This is a genomic window from Afipia sp. GAS231 (assembly GCF_900103365.1).
GTDB lineage: Bacteria > Pseudomonadota > Alphaproteobacteria > Rhizobiales > Xanthobacteraceae > Bradyrhizobium.
Genome location: NZ_LT629703.1, coordinates 800,348 through 824,333, shown reverse-complemented (window position 1 = coordinate 824,333; position 23,986 = coordinate 800,348). Strand labels below are relative to the sequence as shown.

Below are 23,986 nucleotides of genomic sequence, written 5' to 3'. Positions count from 1 at the left end.
AGGCCTGCCTTGAGGGGCGAGCCAAATGTTCTGCGGCCATGGGACTCGCAACCGCCATTCTGACAACGAGAAATTCTGTAATGGTCTCAATGGGCCAAAAACACCGAAAATGTCAGAACGGCCGCTGAAAACACGACAATATTTCGAGACTTCCAAGCTGAATACGAGGGTTCGATTCCCTTCACCCGCTCCAGCCTTTTCAAAGACTTGGCGAGACGGTCGGATTTCATGCTGACAACTCAGTTGCTGTGCACGCAAACCATCCGGTCAAGCGTGTCCTGACAGCCCTCTCGGGACAGTCAGTCGTCCGCTCTCCGTCGGTGACAGTCGCGCGCTCTCGGCCTCGAAGCCGGCGAGAAGGATCGACCGCAACGCCTCGCCTGGATCCAGATCCGCCGCCAGGGTTTGCACGACCGCCGCACCGCGCCGCCGATAATCGTCGGCCTTGTCGTGATCGCCCATCTCGCCGTAGAGCGCCGCGGCCGTACCATAGACCTTCCAGGCGGCGAGCGGCAATTCGGCGTTCCCGACCAGAGCAAGGGCAGCAGACAACTGCCGCTTGGCCACCGCAAAATCCCCGGTGACGAACGCGATTCTGGCCAGCAGGCGATGGGCCAGCGCCAGGTAATTTCGATCCGGCGCCCGGGACGTAAAGGCGTAAAGTTGCATCGCTCGCTTTTGCGCCTGGGCCAGATCGCCGGTTTCGAGAAAGTATTCGCAAAGGCTGTTGCAAAAATACGGGTAGAAGAGGGAATCCATGTCGTTCCCCTCGACTTCGGTTTTCTGGACGACGGCATTCAATTGCGCCCATGCCGCCTGGTAATCCCGCAGACCGAGGCACGCTTTCGCCAGCACGGCCCGGCGCAAGAAGAACACCCAGGGACTGGTCTCGAATCCGACATCGTGGGTTTGTTCGCAATGCTTTCGGGCGCCTTCAAAATCCAGCGCCTCGACATGCAGCATGGCGACCATCAGGCGGGATACAATGGTGGCCAGAGCGTTGGCATTTTTTTCGGCCTTCGCCAGCGCTGCCGCAGCGCCGCCTAGCATCAGACGCCACTGGCCAAGGTGCAGACGTGCGGAGGAGGCAATCGCGCTGTAGAGCGCAAACAGGAATACGTCGCCGGTTTCCTGGCCCAGTTCCCTGGCATGGGTCGCTGCGACACAGCAATCACGGTAGTCCGAACTCAGATATTTCAGCACACTTTCGATCCCGTCGCGCCGGAGCAACAGCCTGGGGTCGCGCGTTTCGCCGATGACCTTGATCGCCTGACGACAGACGTCGGCGTCTTCTTCGCTCCAGCCCTTGAGTTGAAGATTGACGATGGCTTTATTGCCCCGGACCAAAGCCTGGAAAACGTCGTCATTGAGCGCCTGACTTCTGGTCACCGCCCGTTCGGCGGCCGGGAGGCTTTGCCGCCGATCCAGAAACAGCAGGCTGAACCGGCTGAGATCGATCAGCCCAAGGACCTCGAGGCGAAGCTGATCGATGTCCGCGGCGCAGGAAATCATGCGGTTGAGGTCTTCAAGCGAACCGACGAAATCGCCTTCCGAACGCCGCACCCAGCCGCGCTTCTGCAAAAGCTCGATCCGCAGCATCGGTTGGCTCTCGTCGGCGACCTGCTCCACGACGTCCAGGGCGCGGGTCAGATAATTCACGGCTTCCCGATTGCCGAATCGCGTCGCGGAAATGGCCGCGGTCTGGGTGAGATAGCGCACGGCTTTGCCGAACGCATGGCCCTCGAGGAAATGCAGCGCCAGCACCGAGGCGATTTCCGCGGTCTGACCAAGATATCCCTGCTCCAGCGTCTCGCCGAGGCGGCGGTGGGTCTCCACCCGAAGTCCAGGGGTGAGGCGCTGATAGAGGACTTCCTGATAGAGCGCGTGCTGGAAGGCGAACACTCCTGAAACCGTCCCATCCGGCCATTCCGATGCGCCGGCGGTCGACAGGATGTCACCGTGCCGCGCCATGGCATCGAAGGCGCGTTCGACCTCCAGAACATTGCGCTCGATGGCACCGGCAACGATACTTGCGGAAAATTGCGCGCCGGCCGCGCTGGCGATCTCGAGCAGTTGCTGCTCGTCGGACCCCAGACGATTGATCCGGCGGCCGATCATGACGCGCAATTCGTGCGGGATATCGCCTCGGGAAATGGCGTCATCCGCCGCCAGCCGCCATTGCCTGTCGACGTCGCGGATCGCGCCGCGGGCGACCAGATCGTCGACCACCGACACCAGAAAGAGCGGCTGCCCCAATGTGCGCTGGAACACCCGTTCGGCCAGCACCTCGGCCAGTTCGGGAGCGCCGAACCGCTGCGCCAGATACTGCCTGACATCGGCCAAGGAGAGCCGGTCGAGAGCAAGCCCGGAGCAATAATGATGGATCTGCAGATCGTCATGCACGGTCCGCACCGGATGTACGCCCGCCGTCAATTCGGCCGGACGATAGGTCGCCATCACCAGCACCGATGCCTTGCGACCCCGCCGCGCCAGGCGCGACAACACGTCCAGGGTCGCAAAGTCGCTCCAGTGCAGATCTTCCAGCACGATGACCCAGGGACGTTCCGAACCCAGCACTTCCACGAGATCGCAGAACTCCCGCAGCATCCGCTCCCGCGTGGCACCGAAAATTTCATTGCGGAAAATGACGCGATCGTTGTCGTCGAGAAACGCCGGCATCTGCGCCAGCCAGGTCGGGGCATGGGCACGCAGCGCCTTGAGGACGAGCGGTCCATCTTCGCCGCGGCAGCGTTCCTCCAGCGCCTCGATGAGCGGCAGGAAGGCCTCGTCCGCGCCGAAAAGCTCGGTGCAGCGCCCCCACAACACGCCGGCGCCGAAGCGCGACAGGCGTTCCTGCGCCATTTCGACCAGCGTCGTCTTGCCGATTCCGGCCTCGCCAGTGATGAAAACCACTTGCCGATCGCCGCCCAGAACCCGCTGCATCAAACGGTCCAGCGTCTCGAGCGCGGCTTCGCGGCCGACCCGCCAGTTGGGGCGCGGCGCTGCAACCGAAACCGCGGCGCCGGCGGCCGGAGTGAAGCGATAACCGCGTCCCGGCACCGTGACGATGAAAGGCACCGGAGCGCCGGCGCCGCCCAGCGCCTTGCGCAGCGTGAAGATGGTCTGGCTGATATTGCCTTCTTCGACGATCCGGCCCGCCCAGACCGCACCCAGAATTTCGTCCTTGCCGATCAAGCGGTCGGGATTCTCGACCAGGTACAGCAACGTGTCGAACACTTTCGGCGTGAGTGCGACCGCGACGCCGCCGCGGGTCAGAACGCGCCGGCCAGGATCCAATCGGAACGGACCGAAACCGTATAGCCCCTGATCGTGCGACGGCATGGTCTATCCAATTTTTGAGAAACTTTGAGACCGTTTTGAGGATATCGGACCATCTACGAATGTAGCATGCAAGGACGGAATTAGGGCGGAAAGACTGAGTTAGGACGGAAAGTTGTGCGGCGGGTCGTGCCGTGTCCCAACAACCCAAGAGTGTCGGTGTCGAATACGTGCTCCTGGGTCGGACAGCCTGTGAACGGCGGCGTCCAAGTCGACGGGAAGCACGAGTGATACTTCGCCATTAGTGTTCGCGTTGGCGAAAACAACAACAATGCGAGGATGCCATGCCCACATTCATCAGAATGGTCGCCAAACTAGAAGAGCCGGCAGAACTTTTAAGCGATGATTTTCGCGCAATCGTCCTGTTCTCCGGCATCGGAGTGCTGGTGTCGCTGATTGCGGTCTGCACCGGTGTGCAGGGCGTATGGCTCTGAAATTATCGGGCGCGACGCGCGACCAGTTTTAGCTTCGTTCCCGCTATCTCGCGCTGCGCCAGGTTCCAGGCTTTTCGAATCACAACGAAAATCGGAGGGCGCATCATGTTTGAAGCCAATCGCCGCATCATCCTTCAGTCGATCGCCCTTGGCGCCGGTACCTTCGCGGCCTCGCAATCCTTTGCCGTCGGAAACGACGGACATGCAGCCGGATACGACGTTTCCGCCGCATCGGAATATCTGAAGACGATTCCGCGCAAATCCGGTGATCCCGTGGTCTTTACGGCCTCGCTCGACAAGGGGCCGATCAAGGCAACATCCGGGGGGTGGGCACGTGAAGTCACCATGCGCGGGCTGCCCATCGCCACCGATATCGCCGGCGCGCATCTGTTCATGAATGCGGGCGGTGCGCGTGAGATGCATTGGCACAATTCAGCCGAGTGGGCCTACATCGTCGACGGCCATTGCCAGGTGACGGTGGTCGACCCCGAGGGCGTGGCCGAGGTCGTCAATCTTGGGCCGGGTGATCTCTGGTACTTCCCCAAAGGCCACGGCCACGCCATCCAGACCCTCGGCCCGTCGCCGTGTCACGCAATCCTTGCGTTTGACGATGGGCTGTATGCGGAACACGGCACGTTCGGCATCAGCGACTGGATGAGCCGTTACGACACAAAGACACTTTCGCAGGCATTCGGCGTCTCGGATGAGGCTTTCGCACAGATCCCCAAGGCTGAGACCTACATCATGCAGGGCGAGGTGCTGGCTCTCGATGGTCCGCAGGCGCGTTCCGCCCGCGAGTTGGACCGCGCACGAACCCACCGCCACGCCATGATGGCGCAGAAGCCGAGAGTGAGCACGCCTGGAGGCGCGCTCTACATCGCGTCTTCAAAGGACTTTCCGATGTCGACGACGTTGACGGGAATGGTTCTGAAATTGAAGCGCGGTGCGATGCACGAGCCGCATTGGCACACCGACGCCAATGAATGGCACTACGTATTGAAGGGGCGAACCCGGGTCACGCTGTTCGCGCCCGACAAGCGTGTCGCTGTGGCCGAGCTTTCGCCGGGCGAGTGCGCTTACATACCCCGCGGTTGCGGCCACTCGATCCAAAACATCGGTGCGGACGACGTCGAAATTGTCGGCGTGCTGGACAGCGGCACCTATCACGAAAGCTCGCTGTCCGATTGGCTGGCCAAGGCGCCGCGACATCTGCTCGCGAACAATTTCGGCATCCCCGAAGGGGCCGTCGCCAACTTCAACAGGAAACGAATGGTGATTTCCGTACCGAGTACCGCGACTTGACGCGGTCTGCTCGGCCGAAATCCGGCCGACCGGAGTTTTGCAAGATCGCACGGACAACGCCTGAGATCGGCGGATTGACAATGACCAAATTGCTTCGGGCTTGCTTCGTTGAGGTAGCACTCTTGCTGATTACGGTTTCCGCTGCCTGGGCCGCGGATCAGACGATCACCCTGAGGCTCGGAACCGGGTCGTCGCTCGCGCTTGAGAAGCCGTTCAAGACCGTGCTGATAGGCGATCAGAGTGTCGTGAATGTTCGCACGCGAAACGACCGCTCCGTCATTCTCGAACCGCTGAGCCTGGGAGCGACAAACATCATCTTTGTCGATGAGAGAAGCATTGCGATCACCAATATCGGCGTCCTGGTTTGCAACGCAGGCACAATCCGGATCGCGTATCAGGACCAGCCGGATTGTGAATGAAAACGGCTCTTCAGATGAGTGGACGAACTGCTCAGGCCCGCTTGCGGGGGGGGGGCGGGCCGAGACATGATTGACGAGAGTACGTTCGCCGCTTTGATCGACGCGATTTACGATGCGGCAGCCGACGTCAACCGTTGGCCGGATGCCCTTCGTCTCATTTCCAGCGTTTGCGCCTCGCACACCACCGTGCTCACGCGGCAAGGCGTAAGTCCGGGCGAGTCCTGGAGCCTCGCACCTCAATGCGATCCGGCCTATTACGAAAGCTATTGCAGCCACTATCACGGCGTGAATCCGTGGTGGCAACGGGCGGCCCCGGCGCCGGCTGGAATCATCCAGACCGACGCTATGATCATGCCGAAAAGCGAACTTGTCCGCACCGAATTTTATAACGATTTCCTCGCGCCGCAGCGCCTCGGATCGATGCTCACCGTGGTCGCCCTCGTCGAGCAGGGGCGGCAGACCGTCATCGCCACGTACAGGCAGGATGAGTTCGATACGGAACATATCCAACTTTTCCAGCGTCTTGCTCCGCATCTGCAACGGGCCGTGCAGCTCAATACCAGGCTCGCCGATCTTGTGATCAGGAGCGAGGCGTCCGCCGAGGCCTTGAATCGGCTGGAGCAGGGCGCGCTTCTCGTGAATGAGGCCGTTGGCGTGGTATTCGCCAGTCAGAAAGCCGAGCGTCTGCTTGCGGGCGGTGACGGCCTGCGCGTTACCGAGGGCGTTCTCGGTGCCTATCTGGCCGCTGACACGGTGCTTCTGCACGCGCTCGTTGCCGGGTGCGCCCGCCACGGAGCCGAGGCAGGCAGCGGCGGTTCGCTGCGGCTGTCGCGTGGACCAGACCGGGCTCCGCTCTCGTTGCAGGTGGCGCGGCTTCGCTCAGAAGCGCCGCTGTTCTCGACGACGGGACGTCCGGTAGCGATCCTGTTCGTCACCGACCCTGACCGCAACGCCAGGTCGCCAATCGCGTGGCTTCAGCGGGGATTCGGTCTGACGGCAGCGGAAGCGGCCTTCGCCGGCGAGATCGTGGCCGGCGCAGGAATCCAGGCGGCCGCGGACCGGTTGCAGATCTCGCGATCCACCGGCCGCACCCATCTTGCCCGGATTTTCGAGAAGACCGGAACGCACCGCCAGGCCGAACTCGTCCGTTTGATGCTTCAGCGCAATCGTGAAGCAGACGGCGAGACATGATCGCGCGCGCCCTCGCGTCTGAAGCAATTGGGCAACACGTTCCGGAAAACTGCCGGCGGCAGCTTCAGAATAGCAATATCGGCCTCCGCTGCGCATGAAGTTGGCGCCGGCGTAGGCCGAACGGCTGATGTGCGGCAAGCCTTCGTCCCACACAGTCTGAAACGAGAAATAAAAGAAGACCGGGGCGTAATACAATGGAATCAGGACGCATCTGCCGAGGATTCAATCTCGCTGTGATCGCGGGGAACGCCGTCTCCGGCGGAATATTACGTAGCCTCGCCTTGGCCGCGGGCGTTGCGGCGATGGTCTCTGTTGGCTGCGACTTCGCCGCGGCCGCCGACTACGCGGCCGGCGGCGGCGTCATCAGCGCTCCCTCGGGTTTTGCGACGGCGGTTGGCTCCGGTGCCAGCACGCTCGGAACCAGCGCAACCGCCTTCGGCGCCGGCGCGACTGCATTGGGCGACGCTGCGACCGCTGCTGGCGCTGGCAACATCGCCTCGGGAACAAACGCGACCGCCTATGGTGCGAACAGCAACGCGAACGGCACCAACGCGACCGCGATAGGCGAAAACAGTTTTGCGCTGGGTACCAACGCCTCCGCAACCGGGCAGAACAGCCGTGCCAATGGTACCAGCGCCACCGCGTTCGGCTGGGACAGTACCGCGACGGGCCTCAATGCGACCGCGACCGGTTCGAACAACTTCGCGATTGGCGACAACGCCACGGCAACCGGCGCCGCCAGCAGCGCGAATGGCACCAATGCGACCGCGACCGGCCAGCACAGCCTCGCGACCGGTGAGGACGCGACCGCGACGGGTGTGAACAGCAGCGCGGTTGGCACCTTCGCCACCGCTACCGGCTCGGGCAGCACCGCGACCGGCGACCGGGCGACTGCCACTGGCGTGGGGAGTGCGGCGAATGGCGCCAACGCTACCGCGACCGGCGTGAACAGCACAGCCACCGGCGTAAATGCGACCGCCACGGGGGCGAGCAGCAGCGCGGTCGGCGACGCCGCCACCGCGTCAGGTGCGTTCAGCGCGGCGAACGGCACCAACGCAACCGCGACTGGAACGTTCAGCAGTGCGACGGGTGAGTTCGCGAGCGCGACCGGCTCGAACAGCTCCGCAACTGGCGCCAACGCTACCGCGGCGGGCGAGTCCAGCACGGCGACCGGCACCAGCGCCACGGCGATGGGCCAAGGCAGCCTCGCCAACGGCGCGACGGCGAGCGCCTATGGTCAGGGTAGCCTGGCCAATGGCGACGCCACGACTGCGATCGGCCAGGGCAGCCGAGCCATCGCGGCCGGCGCGACGGCGATCGGCCAGGGCGCCGTGGCACTGGCGATGAACTCGGTCGCGATCGGTTCCGGATCGGTGGCGACGCTGGCCAACACGGTGTCGTTCGGCACGCCCGGCAACGAGCGACGGCTCACCAACGTGGCCGCCGGCATCAGCCCGACCGACGCCGTCAATGTCGGCCAGCTCTCAGGCCTGACCTCGGGCTTCCAATCCCAATTCGCGGGACTGCAGGCTGAGGTCACCAACAATCAGCGCGAAGCACGTTCGGGGACCGCGCTGGCACTCGCCGCCACCGGCCTGCAATACGACCAGCGGCCCGGCAAAGCGTCGATCGCGACCGCCGTCGCCAACTACAAGGGGCAGTCGGGCGTCGCGGTGGGCCTCGGCTACGCGGTCTCGGACCGCTGGCGCGTCAATGCGGCTTTCACATCCGCGCCGCAGGTGAACGATTACGGGGTCGTCGCCGGTGCGTCGTTCACACTCAACTGAAGGGGCACCGAAGCTCTCGCCCCTCGCAAGGAGTTCGCGATCTCGACCAACGATGGCAGCTTTCGCGGTCGAGGTGTCATCAGCTTCAGCGCGCAAATTCGCTTTAGAGAAAATAAATTGGACAGTAGCGGAAACGGGGCCGATGATGACCGACAAATTGCGGACAGGCGCGTTGCAGCGTGCTTCTGATTTGGTTTATCCGCAACACCAGCGGTCCACAGTGCTGGCCGGCGGCGCCACCTCGGCCTGGACCTGCCGTGGGCTGGCTCTGGCCGCTGGCGTCGCGGCATGCCTGTCCACCGGAGTTAGCCCGGTTCGGGCGGCCGACTATGCTGCGGGCGGCGGCGTCAACAATGCGCCGTCAGGAAACGCCACCGCGGTCGGCTCGGGCGCCACGACCACCGGCGCGAATGCGACCGCCTATGGCGCCGCCGCCACCGCAACCGGCGACACCGCGACGGCGACGGGTGTGCAGAGCAACGCGACCGGCGCCTTCGCGACCGCCATCGGCGTGCTCAGCACCGCCAATGGCGCCGAGGCGACCGCGACCGGCGTCAACGCCTTGGCGAACGGCAGCTTTGCGACCGCGACGGGCGTACTCAGCACCGCCAATGGACTGGAGGCAACCGCGACGGGCGCTGGCAGCAAAGCGAACGGCGCCAATGCGACCGCGACCGGCGTCAACGCCTTCGCGATCGGCGACTTTGCGACCGCGACTGGTAAGTCCAGCAACGCCGCTGGCGTCAGCGCGAGCGCGATGGGGGCGTTCAGCACCGCGACCGGTACCTTCGCGACCGCGATCGGCGAGAGCAGTGTTGCCAATGGCGCCCAGGCGACCGCGATCGGTGTGAGCAGCAATGCCACCGGCACCAACGCTACCACAACCGGTGTGAACAGCACCGCCAACGGCGACTTCGCCACCGCGACGGGCAAGTCCAGCAACGCCACCGGCGTCAGCGCGACCGCCATGGGCGCGTTCAGCGCGGCAACCGGCACCTTTGCGACCGCGATCGGCGAGAGCAGTGTCGCCAATGGCGCCCAGGCGACCGCGATCGGCGTGAGCAGCAATGCCACCGGCGCCAACGCAACAGCAACCGGCGTGAACAGCAGCGCGAACGGCGACTTCGCCACCGCGACGGGCAAGTCCAGCAACGCCACCGGCGTCAGCGCGACCGCGATGGGCGCGTTCAGTTCGGCAACCGGCACTTTCGCGACCGCGATCGGCGAGAGCAGCATCGCCAATGGCCTCCAGGCGACCGCAACCGGCGTGAGCAGCAACGCAAGCGGCGCCTTCGCCACCGCGATGGGGGTCAACAGCTTCGCCAACGGCGCCACCGCGAGCGCATTTGGGCAGGGCGCTTTCGCCAACGGCGATGCTACCACCGCCGTCGGTCAGGGCAGCGTTGCCGGCGCGACCGGCGCGACCGCGCTTGGTGTCGGTGCGCAGGCGCTGGCGACAAACTCGGTCGCGATCGGCTCCGGATCGGTGGCGACGCTGGCGAACACCGTGTCGTTCGGCACCGCCGGAAACGAGCGAAGGCTGACCAATGTGGCGGCGGGCATCAATCCGACCGATGCGGTCAATGTGAGCCAGCTTTCGAGCTTCAACTCGGGCTTCCAGTCCCAGATCAGCTCATTGCAGTCGCAGGTCGGCGACAACCGCACCGAGGCGCGTCGCGGCATCGCCGCGGCCGTCGCGACCGCAAGCGCGCCGATGCCTTCGGCTCCGGGCAAAGTGACATGGCAGATCCGCGGCTCCACGTTTCAGAGCGAATACGGCGTCGGCGTCGGTTTCGCATACCGCCTTCACACCAGCTTCCCGCTCAATGTCGTCGGCGGCTACGGCAATGGCGGCGGCAACCAGCACACGGCCTATGTCGGCCTCGGCGGCGAGTTCTAATCCGGTGCGCATCTCTGTCGCAGTCGAAAGGGCAGGGTGGTGACTGGCGCATCACGAAGCTGGCGCGTTTTGGTCTTTGCGGCTGCGATAGCTACGGTCGCGTCCGCTGGTCGCGCCGAGACACCGGCGCAAGCGCCCAAGCCGGCGCAAATCGACCGCAATGGCGTGTTGATCCTGGTCCGCTCGTCGCTGCTGGCGCTCGATCAGGCCAACAAGACCGGCAATTACACTGTGCTGCGCGACATCGGCGCTCCCGGCTTTCAATCCAACTCGGCGGCTCGGCTCGGCGAGATATTCGCCAAGCTGCGGAATGACAATCTCGACCTGTCGGGCGTTGCGGTAATCGATCCGCAGCTCAATCTGCTCCCACAGATCGAGGCCAACGGCATGATGCGCATGGCGGGCTTCTTTCCGTCGGTGCCGACCCAGGTCAATTTCGATCTGGCGTTTGCGCCGGTGAACGGGCAATGGCGGCTGTTCGGCATCTCGGTCTCGATCGGACAGAGCGGGCCTGCTGCGCCTGAACCGCTCCCGCCGCCGGCTGCGCAAAAGCAGCCTGCGGCAAATGGGGCCAAGCAGCCTGCTCCAGCAAAGTCCGCCCCCGCGATCAAGCCCGGGCCACCGGAGCACAAGCCGGCCGACAACCAGCAACCAAAATAAGCCGACCCGCAAGCGAGCAGCGCCAACAGATTGGTTGCGGTAATCAGTTTGTGCTGTCCTGCGTTGCGAGCGCCGTCACAATGGTGCGCGCAGTTGCGTTGAGCGATCCGAGGTAACGATCGGCCGCCTGTTCATGCGTCATGACCGATCGCGGAAAACGCATCACGAGACAGGCGAGCACCTGGCGGCGCTGCCGCACCGGAACCGCGAGCCCAAGCACCTTAAAAGGACGCGGCGATAGCGTTACCGCATAGCCGCGTTGTCGAACTACGGCGAGATGCGCCTCGAGCGCTTCGGTGTTGCGCATACCTAAAACGCTGAGCTCGGAAGCGGGAAGCAACTCTCGGATCAAACGCCGTCTTTCTTCCGCGGGGCAGAATGCCAGGTAGGCCTGTCCGAGCGCGCTGGGTATGAGCGGATAGGTCCGATTGTATCCAGCCCGCTCGAATGAAAGAGGACTTTGCGGCGCGGTGCTGTGCAGAAGCACCACAACGGCGTCACGGACCTTGGCGAGCCCGATCGGCCAATCGTGTTCCCGGGTGAATTGGCTCATCGCCGGCATAGCGGCGTCGACGATGCGATCTACGAAGCGAAGGCCGATCGAGAGCGACAACACATGCTCGGTGATCCGGTAGCCGGCCTCGCTCGAGATGCGGGCGCCGTATCCCGCCGCGATCAGGGTGTCCAGGAGGCGGATCAGCGTTGGCTTCGGCAAGCCCGTGGCCGCGCGCAAATCGCCGAGGCTGCTCGCGGATTTGCGATTAAGCGCCTCCAGCAACTTCAGTGCCCGCACCACTGGTTCTACCGGCTTGCTCGCACCCATGGCGGAAATGTCTCCCGTCCAGCGTTCCGTATTACGGAATCTGCTCAGAATCAGCAAGCCGTTTTGCGTTTTCTCCTGCAAGGAAAGCCAGGACGCGCGGACAGACCAGCGTCGATATGGAGGAAACGCAATGGCATATCAGTCAATCGAAGTGCGTAAACTGACCCCGACCATCGGCGCGGAGATTTTCGGTGTCGATCTCGGCGGGCAGCTGGGTAACCAGCAATTCCAGGAGGTGCATGACGCGCTCATGGAAAACCTGGTGATATTCTTTCGTGACCAGAAGCTGACGCCGGAGCAGCACAAGGACTTCGGCCGCCGGTTCGGCAAGCTGCATGTGCACCCCAATGCGCCGCAGCTGATCGAGGGTCACCCCGAAATCCTGGTGATCAAGGCCGACGAAAAGTCGAAACGGGTTGCCGGAGAAGAATGGCACTCCGACGTGTCCTGCGACGAGGAACCGCCCATGGGCTCGATCCTCTACATGCAGGAGACACCTGCAAGCGGCGGCGGCGACACCATGTTCGCAAATATGTATTCCGCCTACGACGCCCTTTCGGAGCCGATACGGCATCTGCTTGAGGGTTGCACGGCGGTCCATGACAGCAACAAGGCGCATCCCTATCGTCACAACGCGAAGGATCGCGCCGACATGCAGTTCCCACAATCGGAACATCCGGTGATCCGCACCCATCCCGTCACCGGACGGAAAGCGCTCTACGTCAACCGCGGCTTCACCACTCACATTCCGCAGTTGAAGAAGCAGGAGAGCGCGGCGCTGCTCGAGATGTTGTACCGGCATGTCGAGACGCCGGAGTTCATGTGCCGCTTCAAATGGCAGCCGGGCTCGATTGCCTTCTGGGACAATCGCAGCGCACAGCACCACGCGCTGTGGGATTATTTCCCGGAGCGACGCTATGGTCATCGCGTGACCATCTGCGGCGACAAGCCGTTTTACCGTAGCTGATACGGTGATTTTGGACGGCGGGCGGCGGTGACGCCGGCGCTCGCGACAGACGGGCCAGCAACGCGCCATCGGAGAGACCAGGCAAGACAACCGCGGACAATGCGGTTGTCGATGCAGGAGCGCGCGGCGTGAACGTCACATCAATCAGAGGAAGCAGCAGCCATGCCCAAGATCACCTTTGTCGAATACACCGGAACCGAGCGCGAAATCGACTTGCCGTCGGGTCTTTCGGTGATGCAGGGCGCAATCGACCACCAGATCACGGGCATCGATGCCGATTGCGGCGGCGAGTGCGCTTGCGCGACCTGTCACGTGTATGTCGACCCTCGCTGGCTCGAAAGGGTCGGACCTCAGGGGGCGCAGGAGGCGGCGCTGCTCGACTTCGCCGCGCTCGCGCAACCCAATTCGCGTCTATCGTGCCAAATCAAGATGAACGATCAGTTGGACGGCCTCGTTGTGAGCTTGCCTGAGGCGCAGCACTGACCGCGAGCCGATCGGCCGCGCGTTGGAATTGGTCCTCGATATTGACAGACATTTGGAGAATTCCGCATGTGCACGCAAACCATTCAATCCGCCAAGGCCCATGTGGACGATATCGCGCTTGATCAGATCGATGTCAGCGACCCACAGCTCTTTCAGGATGGAACCATCTGGCCGTATTTCGAGCGATTGCGCCGCGAGGACCCCGTCCACTATTGCCGGGAAAGCGCGTTCGGACCCTATTGGTCGATCACCAAGTACAAGGACATCATGCAGGTCGATACCAATCACACCGTTTTTTCCTCGGAGGGCGGCATAACCATCCTGGATCGGCCCGAAGAATTTCGAACACCCAATTTCATTGCGATGGATCCGCCGAAGCATGACGAGCAGCGCAAGACCGTGAGCCCGATCGTCGCGCCCGGCAACCTGGCCAAACTTGAACACCTCATTCGCGTTAGAGCTTGCGCAATTCTCGACTCGTTGCCCGTCAACGAGACGTTCGACTGGGTGGATCGGGTGTCCATCGAACTGACCACTCAGATGTTGGCGACGCTGTTCGATTTTCCGCTGCAAGATCGACGCTTGCTCACCTATTGGTCCGACGCGGCCACGGCCCCCATCGGTCCTGGAGGGATGTTCGACACGGAAGAGGCCCGGCTGTCTGAATTGAAGAACTGCCTGGAGTACTTCACCAGGCTCTGGAACGAACGGGTAAATGCAGAGCCCAGAAGCGATCTCATTTCGATGCTGGCGCACTCGCCCGCAACCAGAAACATGGGACCGAAGGAGTTTCTGGGAAATCTGATTCTGCTGATCGTGGGTGGCAACGATACCACCCGGAATTCGATTACCGGCGGCTTGCTGTTTCTGAACCAGAATCCGGATCAATACCAAAAACTGCGCGACGACCCCGGCCTCATCGCCAACATGGTGTCTGAAATCATCCGCTATCAGACGCCGCTTGCGCACATGCGGCGCACTGCGCTTGCGGACGCAGAAATCGGGGGCAAGCAGATCAGGAAGGGTGCGAAGGTGGTCATGTGGTACATTTCTGGAAATCGCGACGACGAGGTGATCGACAGTCCGAACAAGTTCATGATCGATCGCCCGCGCGCCCGGCAGCACCTCTCGTTTGGCTTCGGGATTCATCGCTGCGTCGGGAATAGGCTCGCGGAATTGCAGTTGAAAATCCTGTGGGAGGAGGCGTTGAAGCGCTATCCCACCATCGAGGTCGTCGGCGAGCCCGAACGCGTCTATTCCAGCTTCGTCCACGGCTACAAGTCTCTCCCGGTGCGGATTCCGGCGTAGCGGCTGGCGACGCGCCGCGCGTCCAGCACTCAGATTTCGCGGAAGGTCGGCATTCACGAAGCGGGAGCAAGCATATGAGCGCGCAGAAGCCGTCAAGATACGGTTGGGTCATCGTCCTCCTTCTATTTCTGTTCATGCTGATCAATTTCGCGGACAAGGCGGTGATCGGACTTGCGGCAGCCCCGATCATGAAGGATCTGGAATTGACGCCGAGCCAGTTCGGCCTCGTCGGTTCCAGTTTCTTCTTTCTGTATGCGGTGTCCGGCGTCCTCACGGGCTTCGTCGTCAATCGCATTCAGACCCGTTGGGCGCTGCTGGCCATGGGGTTGATCTGGGCGGTTACCCAGTTTCCCATGGCTGGCTCGATCGGCTTCACAACGCTGATTGCCTGCCGCGTGCTGCTCGGCGCAGGCGAAGGCCCGGCGTATCCGGTGGCGCTGCACTCGGCCTACAAGTGGTTTCCCAATGAACTTCGCACATTTCCCACCGCGATGATCTCCCAGGGGGCGAGCATCGGTGTGGTGCTGGCACTACCCGGCCTCAACTATCTCATCGTGCACTATTCCTGGCATTGGGCTTTCGCAGCGCTCGGAGTGACCGGCCTGGTCTGGGCGCTTGCGTGGCTGGCGTTCGGACGCGAAGGCACTCTCATCGAAACGCCAGCGCCAACCGAGGGACGATCATTCGGACGGATTCCCTATCGCCGCCTTTTGCTTAATCCCACCGTACTCGCGGCATGCGCATCGGGCTTCGGCGCCTATTGGGGTCTGTCGCTGATGATCGCATGGCTACCGCATTATCTGATCAAAGGTCTCGGATATACCCAGCAACAGGCCGGGTGGCTCAGTACCCTGCCGTGGGCCTGCAATGTCTTCATCGTCATCGGCGCCGGCTGGCTTTCGCAAAACCTGCTCGCACGCGGCTATTCGAGCTTCGTTGCGCGCAGTTTGATCGGCGGCGGCGCGGTCGCCTTGGGAGGGATTGCGCTGATTGTCATGCCGCATGTCGAAGCGCCCACGCTGAACCTGGCACTTCTTGTGTTGGGGATTTCGCTTCCGTCGGTGATCTATGTCCTCAGTCCAGCGATTGTCAGCGAGTTCACGCCGGTGTCGCAGCGTGGCGCGATGCTGACGATCGTCACCGCGGTGGCGACATCGGCGGGGCTGCTGGCACCCTATATAATGGGGCGCGTTATCGAAACTGGCGCCACTGCTTCCGAAGGCTTCCACCAGGGTTTCCTGATCTGCGGCATTGTGAGCCTTATCGGCGGTTTGGTCGGGATGGCCTTTCTGCGTCCGGAGGCGGAAGCCACACGGTTCGCTGCCGCCGATGCGGCGGCCGTGGCAACACGGAATCGCCTGGTTAACGCCGAATTAGCCTTGTGAAGGTCGGCGCAGCCAAGCGCTGCATCGACTCCCGTGATTGGCAGATATAGACTGTCAATCGGTCGCTCGGCATCAGGAGATGCGCTGTGGCACGGAGTAGGCTGGTAGCTGTCAAGGACAGAGCGACCCAGGTCTGGCCGAAGCTTGCAACGCTGACCATTGCGGCATGCCTGTTGCTGCTGCCATTGCACCCAGCCGTTGCCCTTGAGCAAGTTTCCCTGCAGCTCAAATGGAAGCACCAGTTCCAGTTCGCCGGCTACTACGCGGCGCTCGAGCAGGGCTTCTATCGCGACGCCGGCCTCGACGTCACCATCCGCGAGGGCGGTCCGGACGTTGAAGTCGCCGAAGCGGTCGCCGGCGGCAAGGCCGACTTTGGAATCTGCAGTGCCAGCGTGTTGCGCGAGTGGGCGAAGGGGCTCCGCTTGGTCGTGCTGGCGGTCATTTTCCAGCAGTCCCCGGCCATCATCCTCGTGCCGCGCCGGGCCGACATCAGCAGCGTGTCGGATTTGCGCGGCCGTACGCTGATGGACGCCCCGGGCAGCGATGAAATCGCTGCAATGCTGAAGCACGAAGGGGTGGATTACAGGGGAATGCCGCGGATCGACCACCGCGGCGACCCACGCGATCTTCTGGCGGGCTCGGCTGACGCGATGGTTGCCTACAGCACCAACGAGCCGTTCGTCCTTGAGCGGCTTGGCGCCGCCTACCGCACGTTCTCGCCGAGCGAGTACGGAGTCGATTTCTATGGCGACAATTTGTGTGCCTCCGAAGCGCAGGTGAAAGCCCACCCGGACCGAGCGGCCGCGTTTAGGGCAGCTAGTCTGAAGGGTTGGGCCTATGCCGTGGCCCACAAGGAAGCGACGGTCGATCTCATTCTCAGGACCTATTCCAAAGCCAAAAGCCGCGAGGCCCTCCTGTTCGAGGCGACGCGCACGGCAATGTTGGTTGGGCACGATCCGGATCTGATCGGTGCGCAGGATCCCGCGCGCTGGCGACGCATCGCGGCGACCTATCACCAGCTCGGCCTGCTAAGCGACGATGCGCTGCCGGAGGCGCTGATCTGGCAAGGAAGTGATAGCGGCATGCGCGCTTGGTCGATGCCGCTACTGCTCGGATCGGTGACTGCGGCGCTGGCTTATCTTGCCTACCGCCGTCGTCGTTCCGTGGCGGCCGCGTTTGCCTGGCTGGCAGTGCTTCCGCCGATCGCCGCAATCGGGCGGCCCCGACTGAGCCTGATCATGTCGCTGCTGTTCATCGGCCTCAGTATTCCGGTTCTCATCTTCATCCTGATCTACAATTACAACAAGAATTCGGCCGGCATGGTGTCGATCCTGGACGATGCGGTTGCGCAGACCAGCCGGGCCGGCGTCGAGCGCACCAAGAGCCTGATCGAGAGCACTGAAAGCCCGCTGCGCATTCTCGCCACTGTGGCCGCCGCGGATTCCGGCTATTTCCGTACTGAGCAAAGCAATGATCTCTTGTACCGCGCACTGACCTCCGCAGAGCATATCGACGCCGTCTATGTCAGCTTCGAGGATGGTTATCATCGTGTCGTTACCCGGATCGACGAGGATCGCAGGCGTGCCGACCGCCGTATTGTGGCTGCCGCAAACTGGCACGCCAGCTACATCGACGCGATCACCTTTGGGCTCTCGCGGGTCCGCCATCGCAAATTCTTCGACATATGGCCTCATGAAGTCGACGAATACAACGTCGCTACCGACCTCGACATCCGCGCCTTGCCCGGTTATCAGACGGCCAAGACGACGCGGACACTCGCGGTGACCGAACCCTCGATCAACCCCGACACCGGCTTTCCCATTCTCTCCTTGCGCGTTCCAATATTCCATGGTGTCGATTTCATCGGCTGCGCGTCGGCCAACATCACCATGGACGTGCTGTCGCACTTTCTGGACAAACACCGCGCCAGCGCGCACAGCACAACCCTCATCGCCGACCGCAACGACGGCAAGATCATCGCCTTCCCGAATATGCAGAAGGGCGTGCGCGTCGAGAATAGCAAACTCACGATCGCAACCCTGGCCGATATCGACGATCCGGACGTGCGCGAGGCCTCTCGCCAGCATGCGCGCGCCGACGCCGACAGCTTCGCCTTCCGGTCCCCGGCGAACGGAGAAGACGTGATCGCGGCATTCGCCAATTTTCCGGATGGTTTCGGTCAGCCCTGGCAGGTGATAACGCTGACGCCGATCGACGATTTCGTGGGGACATTGAAGGCGACCAATCGATTGATCATGGTCGTGATCATCATCCTCACCATGATCGAGCTCTTCTTCATCTATTTCGCATCCCGTGGGCTGTCGCGGCCAGTCGAAAACGTGTCGCAGCAGCTACAGGCCATCGAAAGCCTGCAATTCGACGAACCGACGTCGCAACCGTCCAACATCCGGGAGATCGCGAAGCTGGAACACGCAGCTTCACTGCTTCGCAACTCGCTGAAATCGTTCTCGTCGTTCGTTCCGCTCGATGTGGTTCGACAGCTCATCAAGTCGGGCATTCCGTTGACCTTGGGCGTCGAGCCAAGCTCTCTCACTGTGTTCTTTTCCGACCTGGAGAACTTCTCCAGCCACTCCGAGACCCTCGCGCCCGATGACCTTCTGGTTCAGATCTCGACCTACCTCGAAGAGGTCTCCCGCGCGATCTCCGAGGAGGGCGGAACCATCGACAAGTTCATCGGCGACGGTGTCATGGCATTCTGGAATGCCCCGGTTCGGCACCCTGACCACGTCCTTCGCGCGTGCGCCGGCGCCTTGCGGGCGGCGCGGCGCATGGAGCGCGTCAACGATACCTGGGAGGCCGAAGGGCGACCACGAATCCGAATCCGGATTGGGCTGAATTCCGCCACCGTCCTGGTTGGCAACGTCGGCTCATCAACCCGGCTGAGCTACACTGCCCTGGGCGACGGCGTGAACGTCGCCGCGCGCCTCGAAGGCATCAACAAGCTGTTTGGCACCACGATCTGCATCAGTGACAATGTCTACGAACAGGCAAAGGTCGAAATACTCGCCCGTCCGCTCAAGCGAGTGCAGGTGAAAGGCCGCAAGACCGAGTTCATGATCTATGAATTGCTCGGTCTTCGCGCCAGCGATGATCCGGACCTCAAGGTTCGCGATCGGGACGAACAACTGAGCGCGATGACCTGGCAAGCCTCGCAACAGATGGAGGCGGGCGATTTCACGGCGGCCGCGCGTGGCTATCGCGCCATCCTTGACAAGTTTCCCGGAGATCCCGTGGCCAAATTCATGCTGAAGGAATGCGAGGAGCGGGCAGCCGATGTCCCCGAGAAAGTTGGTCAGTGACCGCCGGTGACGCAGTCAGGGCAGTCGTCAGTAGTGTCCGCTAAACGTAATTCTCGTGGACGCTCCAGAATGAGTTTACGACGAGCGTACTTGTCGATACACTTGCGGTTGAACTGGCGCGACGTCGGACCTTCGATATTTCCCCGTCACTGTGCGCGTGGTGCGCGCAATGCAGCGATCCATCGGTGCAGCATTATTCCAGGCTTAGGAGGATGGCGCCGTCGATGATCGCCAAATCCGCGTGCGTGGAGAATGTCCGAGGCGCCGGTGCCGCGTCCGGTTGCGCCGATGGCGGCGGGCGCCGAACGAGTGGCTATCTCCAATTCTTAAGGCAGGATCGCGATCGAATCGAACAAGCAAGACGCCACAGGAGGCTGCAATGCGAACCGTAATCTGCACCGTATTTATGGTTTGCGGACTCGTGGTCCCGGCCGGTGCGCAACAGGCGCAACCGGCCGCCATTCCGGTCGGCGTCGTCAAGGCCGAACACAAGGCGATCGAGAAGACGCTCGATTTCGTCGGGCGGGTGGAAGCGGTTAATCGCGTCGAGATACGGGCGCGGGTACAGGGGTTCCTGGAAGCGATGCTGTTCAAGGAGGGGGACCCGATCAAGGAAAATGATCCCCTCTATCGCATAGAGAAGGGGCTGTTCCAGGCAGCGGTCGAGCAGGCGGACGGCGCCCTGGCACGCAGCAAGGCTTCGAAAGTGCTCACCGAAGCGCAACTCGCGCGGGCGGAGGACCTGCTGGCAAAGAACGCCGGGACAACCGTTGCGCGGGATCAGGCGCTTGCCGCGGACGAGCAGGCGAAAGGCCAGATCATGAGCGACGAGGCCAGCCTGCAAACCGCCAAAATCAATCTTGGCTACACCGACATCGTCGCGCCGGTCTCGGGGCGGATCGGCCGCACCAACATCACCAAGGGCAATGTCGTCGGACCCGAAAGCGGCCCGCTCACCGTCGTCGTGAGCCAGGAGCCGATGTATGTGACGTTTCCCGTAAGCCAGCGCGATTTCCTGCGCGCGAAAGAGGACGCTCACCAGGTCGACCTCAAGGCGATCAAGGCCAGGCTTCGCTTTGCCGACGGCGCGACCTACGACCAAACCGGCCAGATCAATTTCGTCGACGTGACGGTTGATCGTGCCACCGACACGGTGCTGGTGCGCGCCACGTTCCCAAATCCGGCCGGCGGACTGACCGACGGCCAGCTGGTGCGGGTGACGCTCGAAAGCGGCACGCCAAAGGAAATGGTCGTAGTTCCGCAATCGGCGCTGATCGCCGACCAGGAAGGTGTCTACGTCTTCGTGGTCGAGGATGGCAAAGCCGTTGTGAAGCGGATCAAACCCGGAGGGGAGAGCGGAACGGATACCGTCGTCCAGGAAGGCCTGTCCGGGAGCGAGCAGGTTATTGTCGAAGGATTGCAGGGGGTGCGCCCCGGTGCGCCGGTCAAGGCTAGCCCGGTGACAACGCTCAAAAGGAGCTGATCCAATGCTCTCCGCCATCTTCGTCGACCGGCCGCGGCTCGCGATCGTCATCGCCATCGTGACGACCATCGCGGGGTTCCTGGCGCTGTTCTCGATTCCTATTGCGCAGTACCCCGATATCGTTCCACCCCAGGTCTCGGTCACGACCTTCTATCCCGGAGCCAATTCCGGTGTTGTCGATGCGACCGTCGCGCAGCCGATCGAGGCGCAAGTCGTCGGCGTCGACAAGATGATCTACATGAAAAGTGTGAGCGGCGATGACGGCAGCTACACGCTGACATGTTCTTTCGAGCTCGGCACCGACCCCGACATCAACGCTGTCAACGTCAATAACCGCGTCCAGGTCGCCTTGTCGCAGCTGCCGCCTGACGTCCAGAAGCAAGGCATCACGGTCAAGAAGAAGTCCTCGGCCCTGCTCGGCGTGATCGCCGTCTATTCGCCGAAGCATACGCACGATCCGTTGTTCATCTCCAACTACGTCACCATCAATCTGCTCGACCCCGTCAAGAATACCGCGGGCGTCGGCGACGCCTATCTGTGGGGCCCGCAGGACTACGCGATGCGCGCGTGGGTTCGAACCGACAGGCTGACCGGGCTGAACCTGACGACCGGCGACATTATTAATGCCATCCAGTCGCAGAACGTCCAGGCCGCGGTCGGACGCATCGGCGCGCGGCCAATTTCAGACGATCAGCAGCTGCAGCTCAACATTCAGACCAAGGGCCGCCTGGATTCGCCTGAGGAATTCGGCAACATCGCCGTGCGCACCAATCCGGACGGGTCCGTGCTGCGTCTCAGCGATGTTGCGAGGCTGGAACTGGGCGCCGCCAATCTGGACCGGGATACGCGCTTCAATGGCGGCCCTGCGGCGGTGATCGCAGTCTTCCAATCGCCGGGCGCCAATGCCATTGCCACCCTCAAGGCCGTGCGCGAGCGCCTTACCGAGCTGCAAAAGCGATTCCCCGACGATCTCGCGTGGAAGGTCACCTACGATCCGACAACTTTCGTCACCGATACGATCCATGAGGTGCAGAAGACGCTGCTAGAGGCATTCGTCCTTGTCGTCGTCGTGGTCTTTTTGTTCCTCGGCAGCATACGGGCCACCTTGATCCCGATGTTTGCGGTGCCGGTCAGCCTGGTCGGCGCCTTCATCGTGCTCAAGGCGGTCGGCTATTCCGCCAACACGGTCTCCCTTCTCGCGATCGTGCTGGCCATCGGCATCGTCGTCGACGATGCCATCGTGGTGGTCGAGAACGTCGAGAGGGTGATGGAGGAGCATCCGGAGCTTTCCCCCGGCGAGGCGACCAAGCTGGCGATGCGCGAGATCACCGCCCCCATCATCGCGATCACGCTGGTGCTGCTGTCGGTGTTTGTGCCGGTGGCGTTCATCCCCGGCATTTCCGGTGAGCTGTTCCGCCAGTTTGCGGTCACCGTCGCGGTCGCGATGTTTCTCTCCGCGATCAACGCGCTCACCTTGTCGCCCGCGCTCTGCGGGGTCTTGCTGCGGCCGCAGCACGGACCTCGTCGCGGCGCGATGGGGTTTGTGATGCGCTCGATCGATCGCGTGCGCGACGCCTATGGGGATGCGGTTGCCCGCATCGTCCGGATTTCCGTTATCGGCCTCGTTGCGGTCGCGGTCTGCGGGGTCGGCGTCGTGAGCCTGACGAAGATCACCCCGACGGGATTTTTGCCCGAGGACGACCAGGGCGCACTCTTTGTTGTCGCCCAATTGCCGGGCGGCGCGTCGGTCGAACGGACGTCGGAGGTGATCCGCCAGGCCGAAGCCATCGTGAAAGAGGAGCCGGCTGTCGCCGACTACACGTCAGCGATCGGACTGAACTTCATCGACAACTACTCGCAGTCGAACGCCGCGTTCATGGTGTTGTCGTTCAAGCCCTTCGACGAGCGCAAGGATCCGTCCCTCGGGGCGCAAGAGGTCATCAAGCGACTTGGTGCCAAGCTCCGCCAGATCCAGGGCGGCATCGTCGTACCCCTCGCGCCGCCGCCGATCGTCGGTCTCGGCACCGGGGGTGGATTCGCCTACGTGGTGGAGGATCTCCGCGGCGGCGACCCGAAGGCGCTCGCGCAGGTCGTCCGCGGACTGATGGTTGCCGCCAATCAGGATCCGCAGCTGAGCCGCGTGTTCAGCACCTTCTCGGCAACGAACCCCTCGATCTATCTCGACATCGACCGCGACAAGGCGCAGATCCTCGGCGTGCCGTTGAGCTCAGTCTTTCAGGCACTACAGGCTTCCCTCGGCGGGTATTTCGTCAACAACATGAACCTGTACGGCCGTACCTGGCAGGTGCAAGTTCAGGCCGAAGCAGCCGACCGGGCCAGTATCGACGACATTTATCGGATCAACGTCCGCAATGGCAAAGGACAGATGATCCCGCTCAGGAGTCTGGTGGAGGTCCGCGTCGTGGTCGGTCCGCCGTCACTGATCCGCTACAACAACCTGCGTGCGGTTACAGTTCAAGGTGCACCTGCGCCTGGCGTCTCCTCGGGGCAAGCGCTCAAGGCCATGGAAGAGGTAGCCGCGCGCGCACTTCCTCCGGGTTTTGCAGGCGAATGGACTGATACGGCATTCCAGGAGAAGCGCGCCGAGGGCAAGACCGGGATCATTCTCGGTTTCGCGGTACTGTTCGCCTATCTCTTCCTGGTTGGACTCTACGAAAGCTGGACCATTCCGGTACCGGTGCTGCTGTCGGTGACGGTTGGCATCCTGGGATCGTTTGCTGCGATTGTGCTCGCCGGTCTGACGCTCGATCTCTATGCGCAAATCGGCATCATCGTGCTGATCGGCCTTGCCGCCAAGAACGGCATTCTGATCGTCGAGTTTGCCAAGGAGAAGCGCGAGCACGGGGTGCCATTGCTCGAGGCCGCAACCGAGGGCGCGAGGCAGCGCTTCCGCCCTGTGATGATGACGTCGTTCGCCTTCATCCTTGGTCTGCTTCCTCTGGTGGTCGCCGTCGGCGCCTCGCAGCTCGCGCGGCGCGACGTTGGAACCCCGGTGTTTGGCGGTATGATCTTCTCATCGTTCATCGGAGTCTTCGTCATTCCGCCGCTTTACGTCGTCTTCCAGATGATGCGCGAACGGATCAGGCCATCGGTCCGTCCGCAAAAAGCGGCTGAGCCCAGCGCCGGCCCGGCGGAATGATGGACGTGCCGCGCCACGCCGAAGG

General features: G+C 62.6%; 16 protein-coding genes. 14 read left to right on the top strand and 2 right to left on the bottom strand.

Translation table 11 applies throughout. The annotated features are described in order from the left end of the window. Window positions 1–267: 267 nt before the first annotated feature. Window positions 268–3,342, bottom strand: coding sequence for an AAA family ATPase (locus tag BLS26_RS03875; protein WP_092508598.1), 3,075 nt, complete (start codon window positions 3,340–3,342; stop codon window positions 268–270). A gap of 281 nt (window positions 3,343–3,623) precedes the next feature. Between BLS26_RS03875 and BLS26_RS35495 the strand changes: the two genes are divergently transcribed. The 7 genes from BLS26_RS35495 to BLS26_RS03840 all read left to right on the top strand — a co-directional run bounded on the left by BLS26_RS35495 (window position 3,624) and on the right by BLS26_RS03840 (window position 11,032). After that, entirely contained in the window at window positions 3,624–3,773 is a 150-nt protein-coding gene (locus tag BLS26_RS35495; RefSeq protein WP_157676281.1) for a hypothetical protein, read from the top strand. A gap of 105 nt (window positions 3,774–3,878) precedes the next feature. After that, entirely contained in the window at window positions 3,879–5,075 is a 1,197-nt protein-coding gene (locus tag BLS26_RS03870; RefSeq protein WP_092508596.1) for a cupin domain-containing protein, read from the top strand. A gap of 80 nt (window positions 5,076–5,155) precedes the next feature. Further along, window positions 5,156–5,494 (top strand): pilus assembly protein N-terminal domain-containing protein, encoded by a 339-nt coding sequence (locus tag BLS26_RS03865; protein ID WP_092508594.1) that lies wholly within the window; start codon window positions 5,156–5,158, stop codon window positions 5,492–5,494. A gap of 66 nt (window positions 5,495–5,560) precedes the next feature. Further along, the gene (locus BLS26_RS03860; protein ID WP_092508592.1) at window positions 5,561–6,685 is read left to right on the top strand and encodes a helix-turn-helix transcriptional regulator; all 1,125 of its coding nucleotides are present in this window, start codon (window positions 5,561–5,563) and stop codon (window positions 6,683–6,685) included. A 194-nt stretch (window positions 6,686–6,879) separates the two neighbouring features. Continuing rightward, entirely contained in the window at window positions 6,880–8,472 is a 1,593-nt protein-coding gene (locus BLS26_RS35490) for a YadA-like family protein (RefSeq protein WP_157676280.1), read from the top strand. Between the two features lie 142 nt (window positions 8,473–8,614). Beyond that, on the top strand, window positions 8,615–10,372 hold the full coding sequence (locus BLS26_RS03845) for an adhesin (protein ID WP_244541829.1): 1,758 nt from the start codon (window positions 8,615–8,617) through the stop codon (window positions 10,370–10,372). A gap of 39 nt (window positions 10,373–10,411) precedes the next feature. Next, on the top strand, window positions 10,412–11,032 hold the full coding sequence (locus BLS26_RS03840; protein WP_371360775.1) for a hypothetical protein: 621 nt from the start codon (window positions 10,412–10,414) through the stop codon (window positions 11,030–11,032). A 43-nt stretch (window positions 11,033–11,075) separates the two neighbouring features. Here BLS26_RS03840 and BLS26_RS03835 read toward each other — a convergent pair whose 3' ends face one another. Then, the gene (locus BLS26_RS03835) at window positions 11,076–11,855 is read right to left on the bottom strand and encodes an IclR family transcriptional regulator C-terminal domain-containing protein (RefSeq protein WP_092508589.1); all 780 of its coding nucleotides are present in this window, start codon (window positions 11,853–11,855) and stop codon (window positions 11,076–11,078) included. Between BLS26_RS03835 and BLS26_RS03830 the strand changes: the two genes are divergently transcribed. From BLS26_RS03830 to BLS26_RS03800, 7 genes are all read left to right on the top strand, one after another. Further along, window positions 11,842–12,822: a TauD/TfdA family dioxygenase gene (locus tag BLS26_RS03830; RefSeq protein ID WP_244541828.1), complete on the top strand. Its 981-nt coding sequence runs from the start codon at window positions 11,842–11,844 to the stop codon at window positions 12,820–12,822. The genes BLS26_RS03835 and BLS26_RS03830 overlap by 14 nt on opposite strands. A 162-nt stretch (window positions 12,823–12,984) precedes the next feature. Beyond that, complete coding sequence (locus BLS26_RS03825; RefSeq protein ID WP_092508586.1) at window positions 12,985–13,305, top strand: 2Fe-2S iron-sulfur cluster-binding protein; 321 nt, start codon at window positions 12,985–12,987, stop codon at window positions 13,303–13,305. 66 nt (window positions 13,306–13,371) lie between these two features. Then, window positions 13,372–14,613: a cytochrome P450 gene (locus BLS26_RS03820; protein WP_092508584.1), complete on the top strand. Its 1,242-nt coding sequence runs from the start codon at window positions 13,372–13,374 to the stop codon at window positions 14,611–14,613. 74 nt (window positions 14,614–14,687) lie between these two features. After that, window positions 14,688–15,998, top strand: a complete 1,311-nt coding sequence (locus tag BLS26_RS03815; protein ID WP_092508582.1) for an MFS transporter — start codon at window positions 14,688–14,690, stop codon at window positions 15,996–15,998. Window positions 15,999–16,084: 86 nt separating this feature from the next. Further along, window positions 16,085–19,318 (top strand): ABC transporter substrate-binding protein, encoded by a 3,234-nt coding sequence (locus tag BLS26_RS03810; RefSeq protein ID WP_092508580.1) that lies wholly within the window; start codon window positions 16,085–16,087, stop codon window positions 19,316–19,318. A gap of 379 nt (window positions 19,319–19,697) precedes the next feature. After that, window positions 19,698–20,801, top strand: a complete 1,104-nt coding sequence (locus BLS26_RS03805) for an efflux RND transporter periplasmic adaptor subunit (protein ID WP_092508578.1) — start codon at window positions 19,698–19,700, stop codon at window positions 20,799–20,801. A 4-nt stretch (window positions 20,802–20,805) separates the two neighbouring features. After that, window positions 20,806–23,961, top strand: a complete 3,156-nt coding sequence (locus BLS26_RS03800) for an efflux RND transporter permease subunit (protein ID WP_092508576.1) — start codon at window positions 20,806–20,808, stop codon at window positions 23,959–23,961. Window positions 23,962–23,986 lie beyond the last annotated feature (25 nt).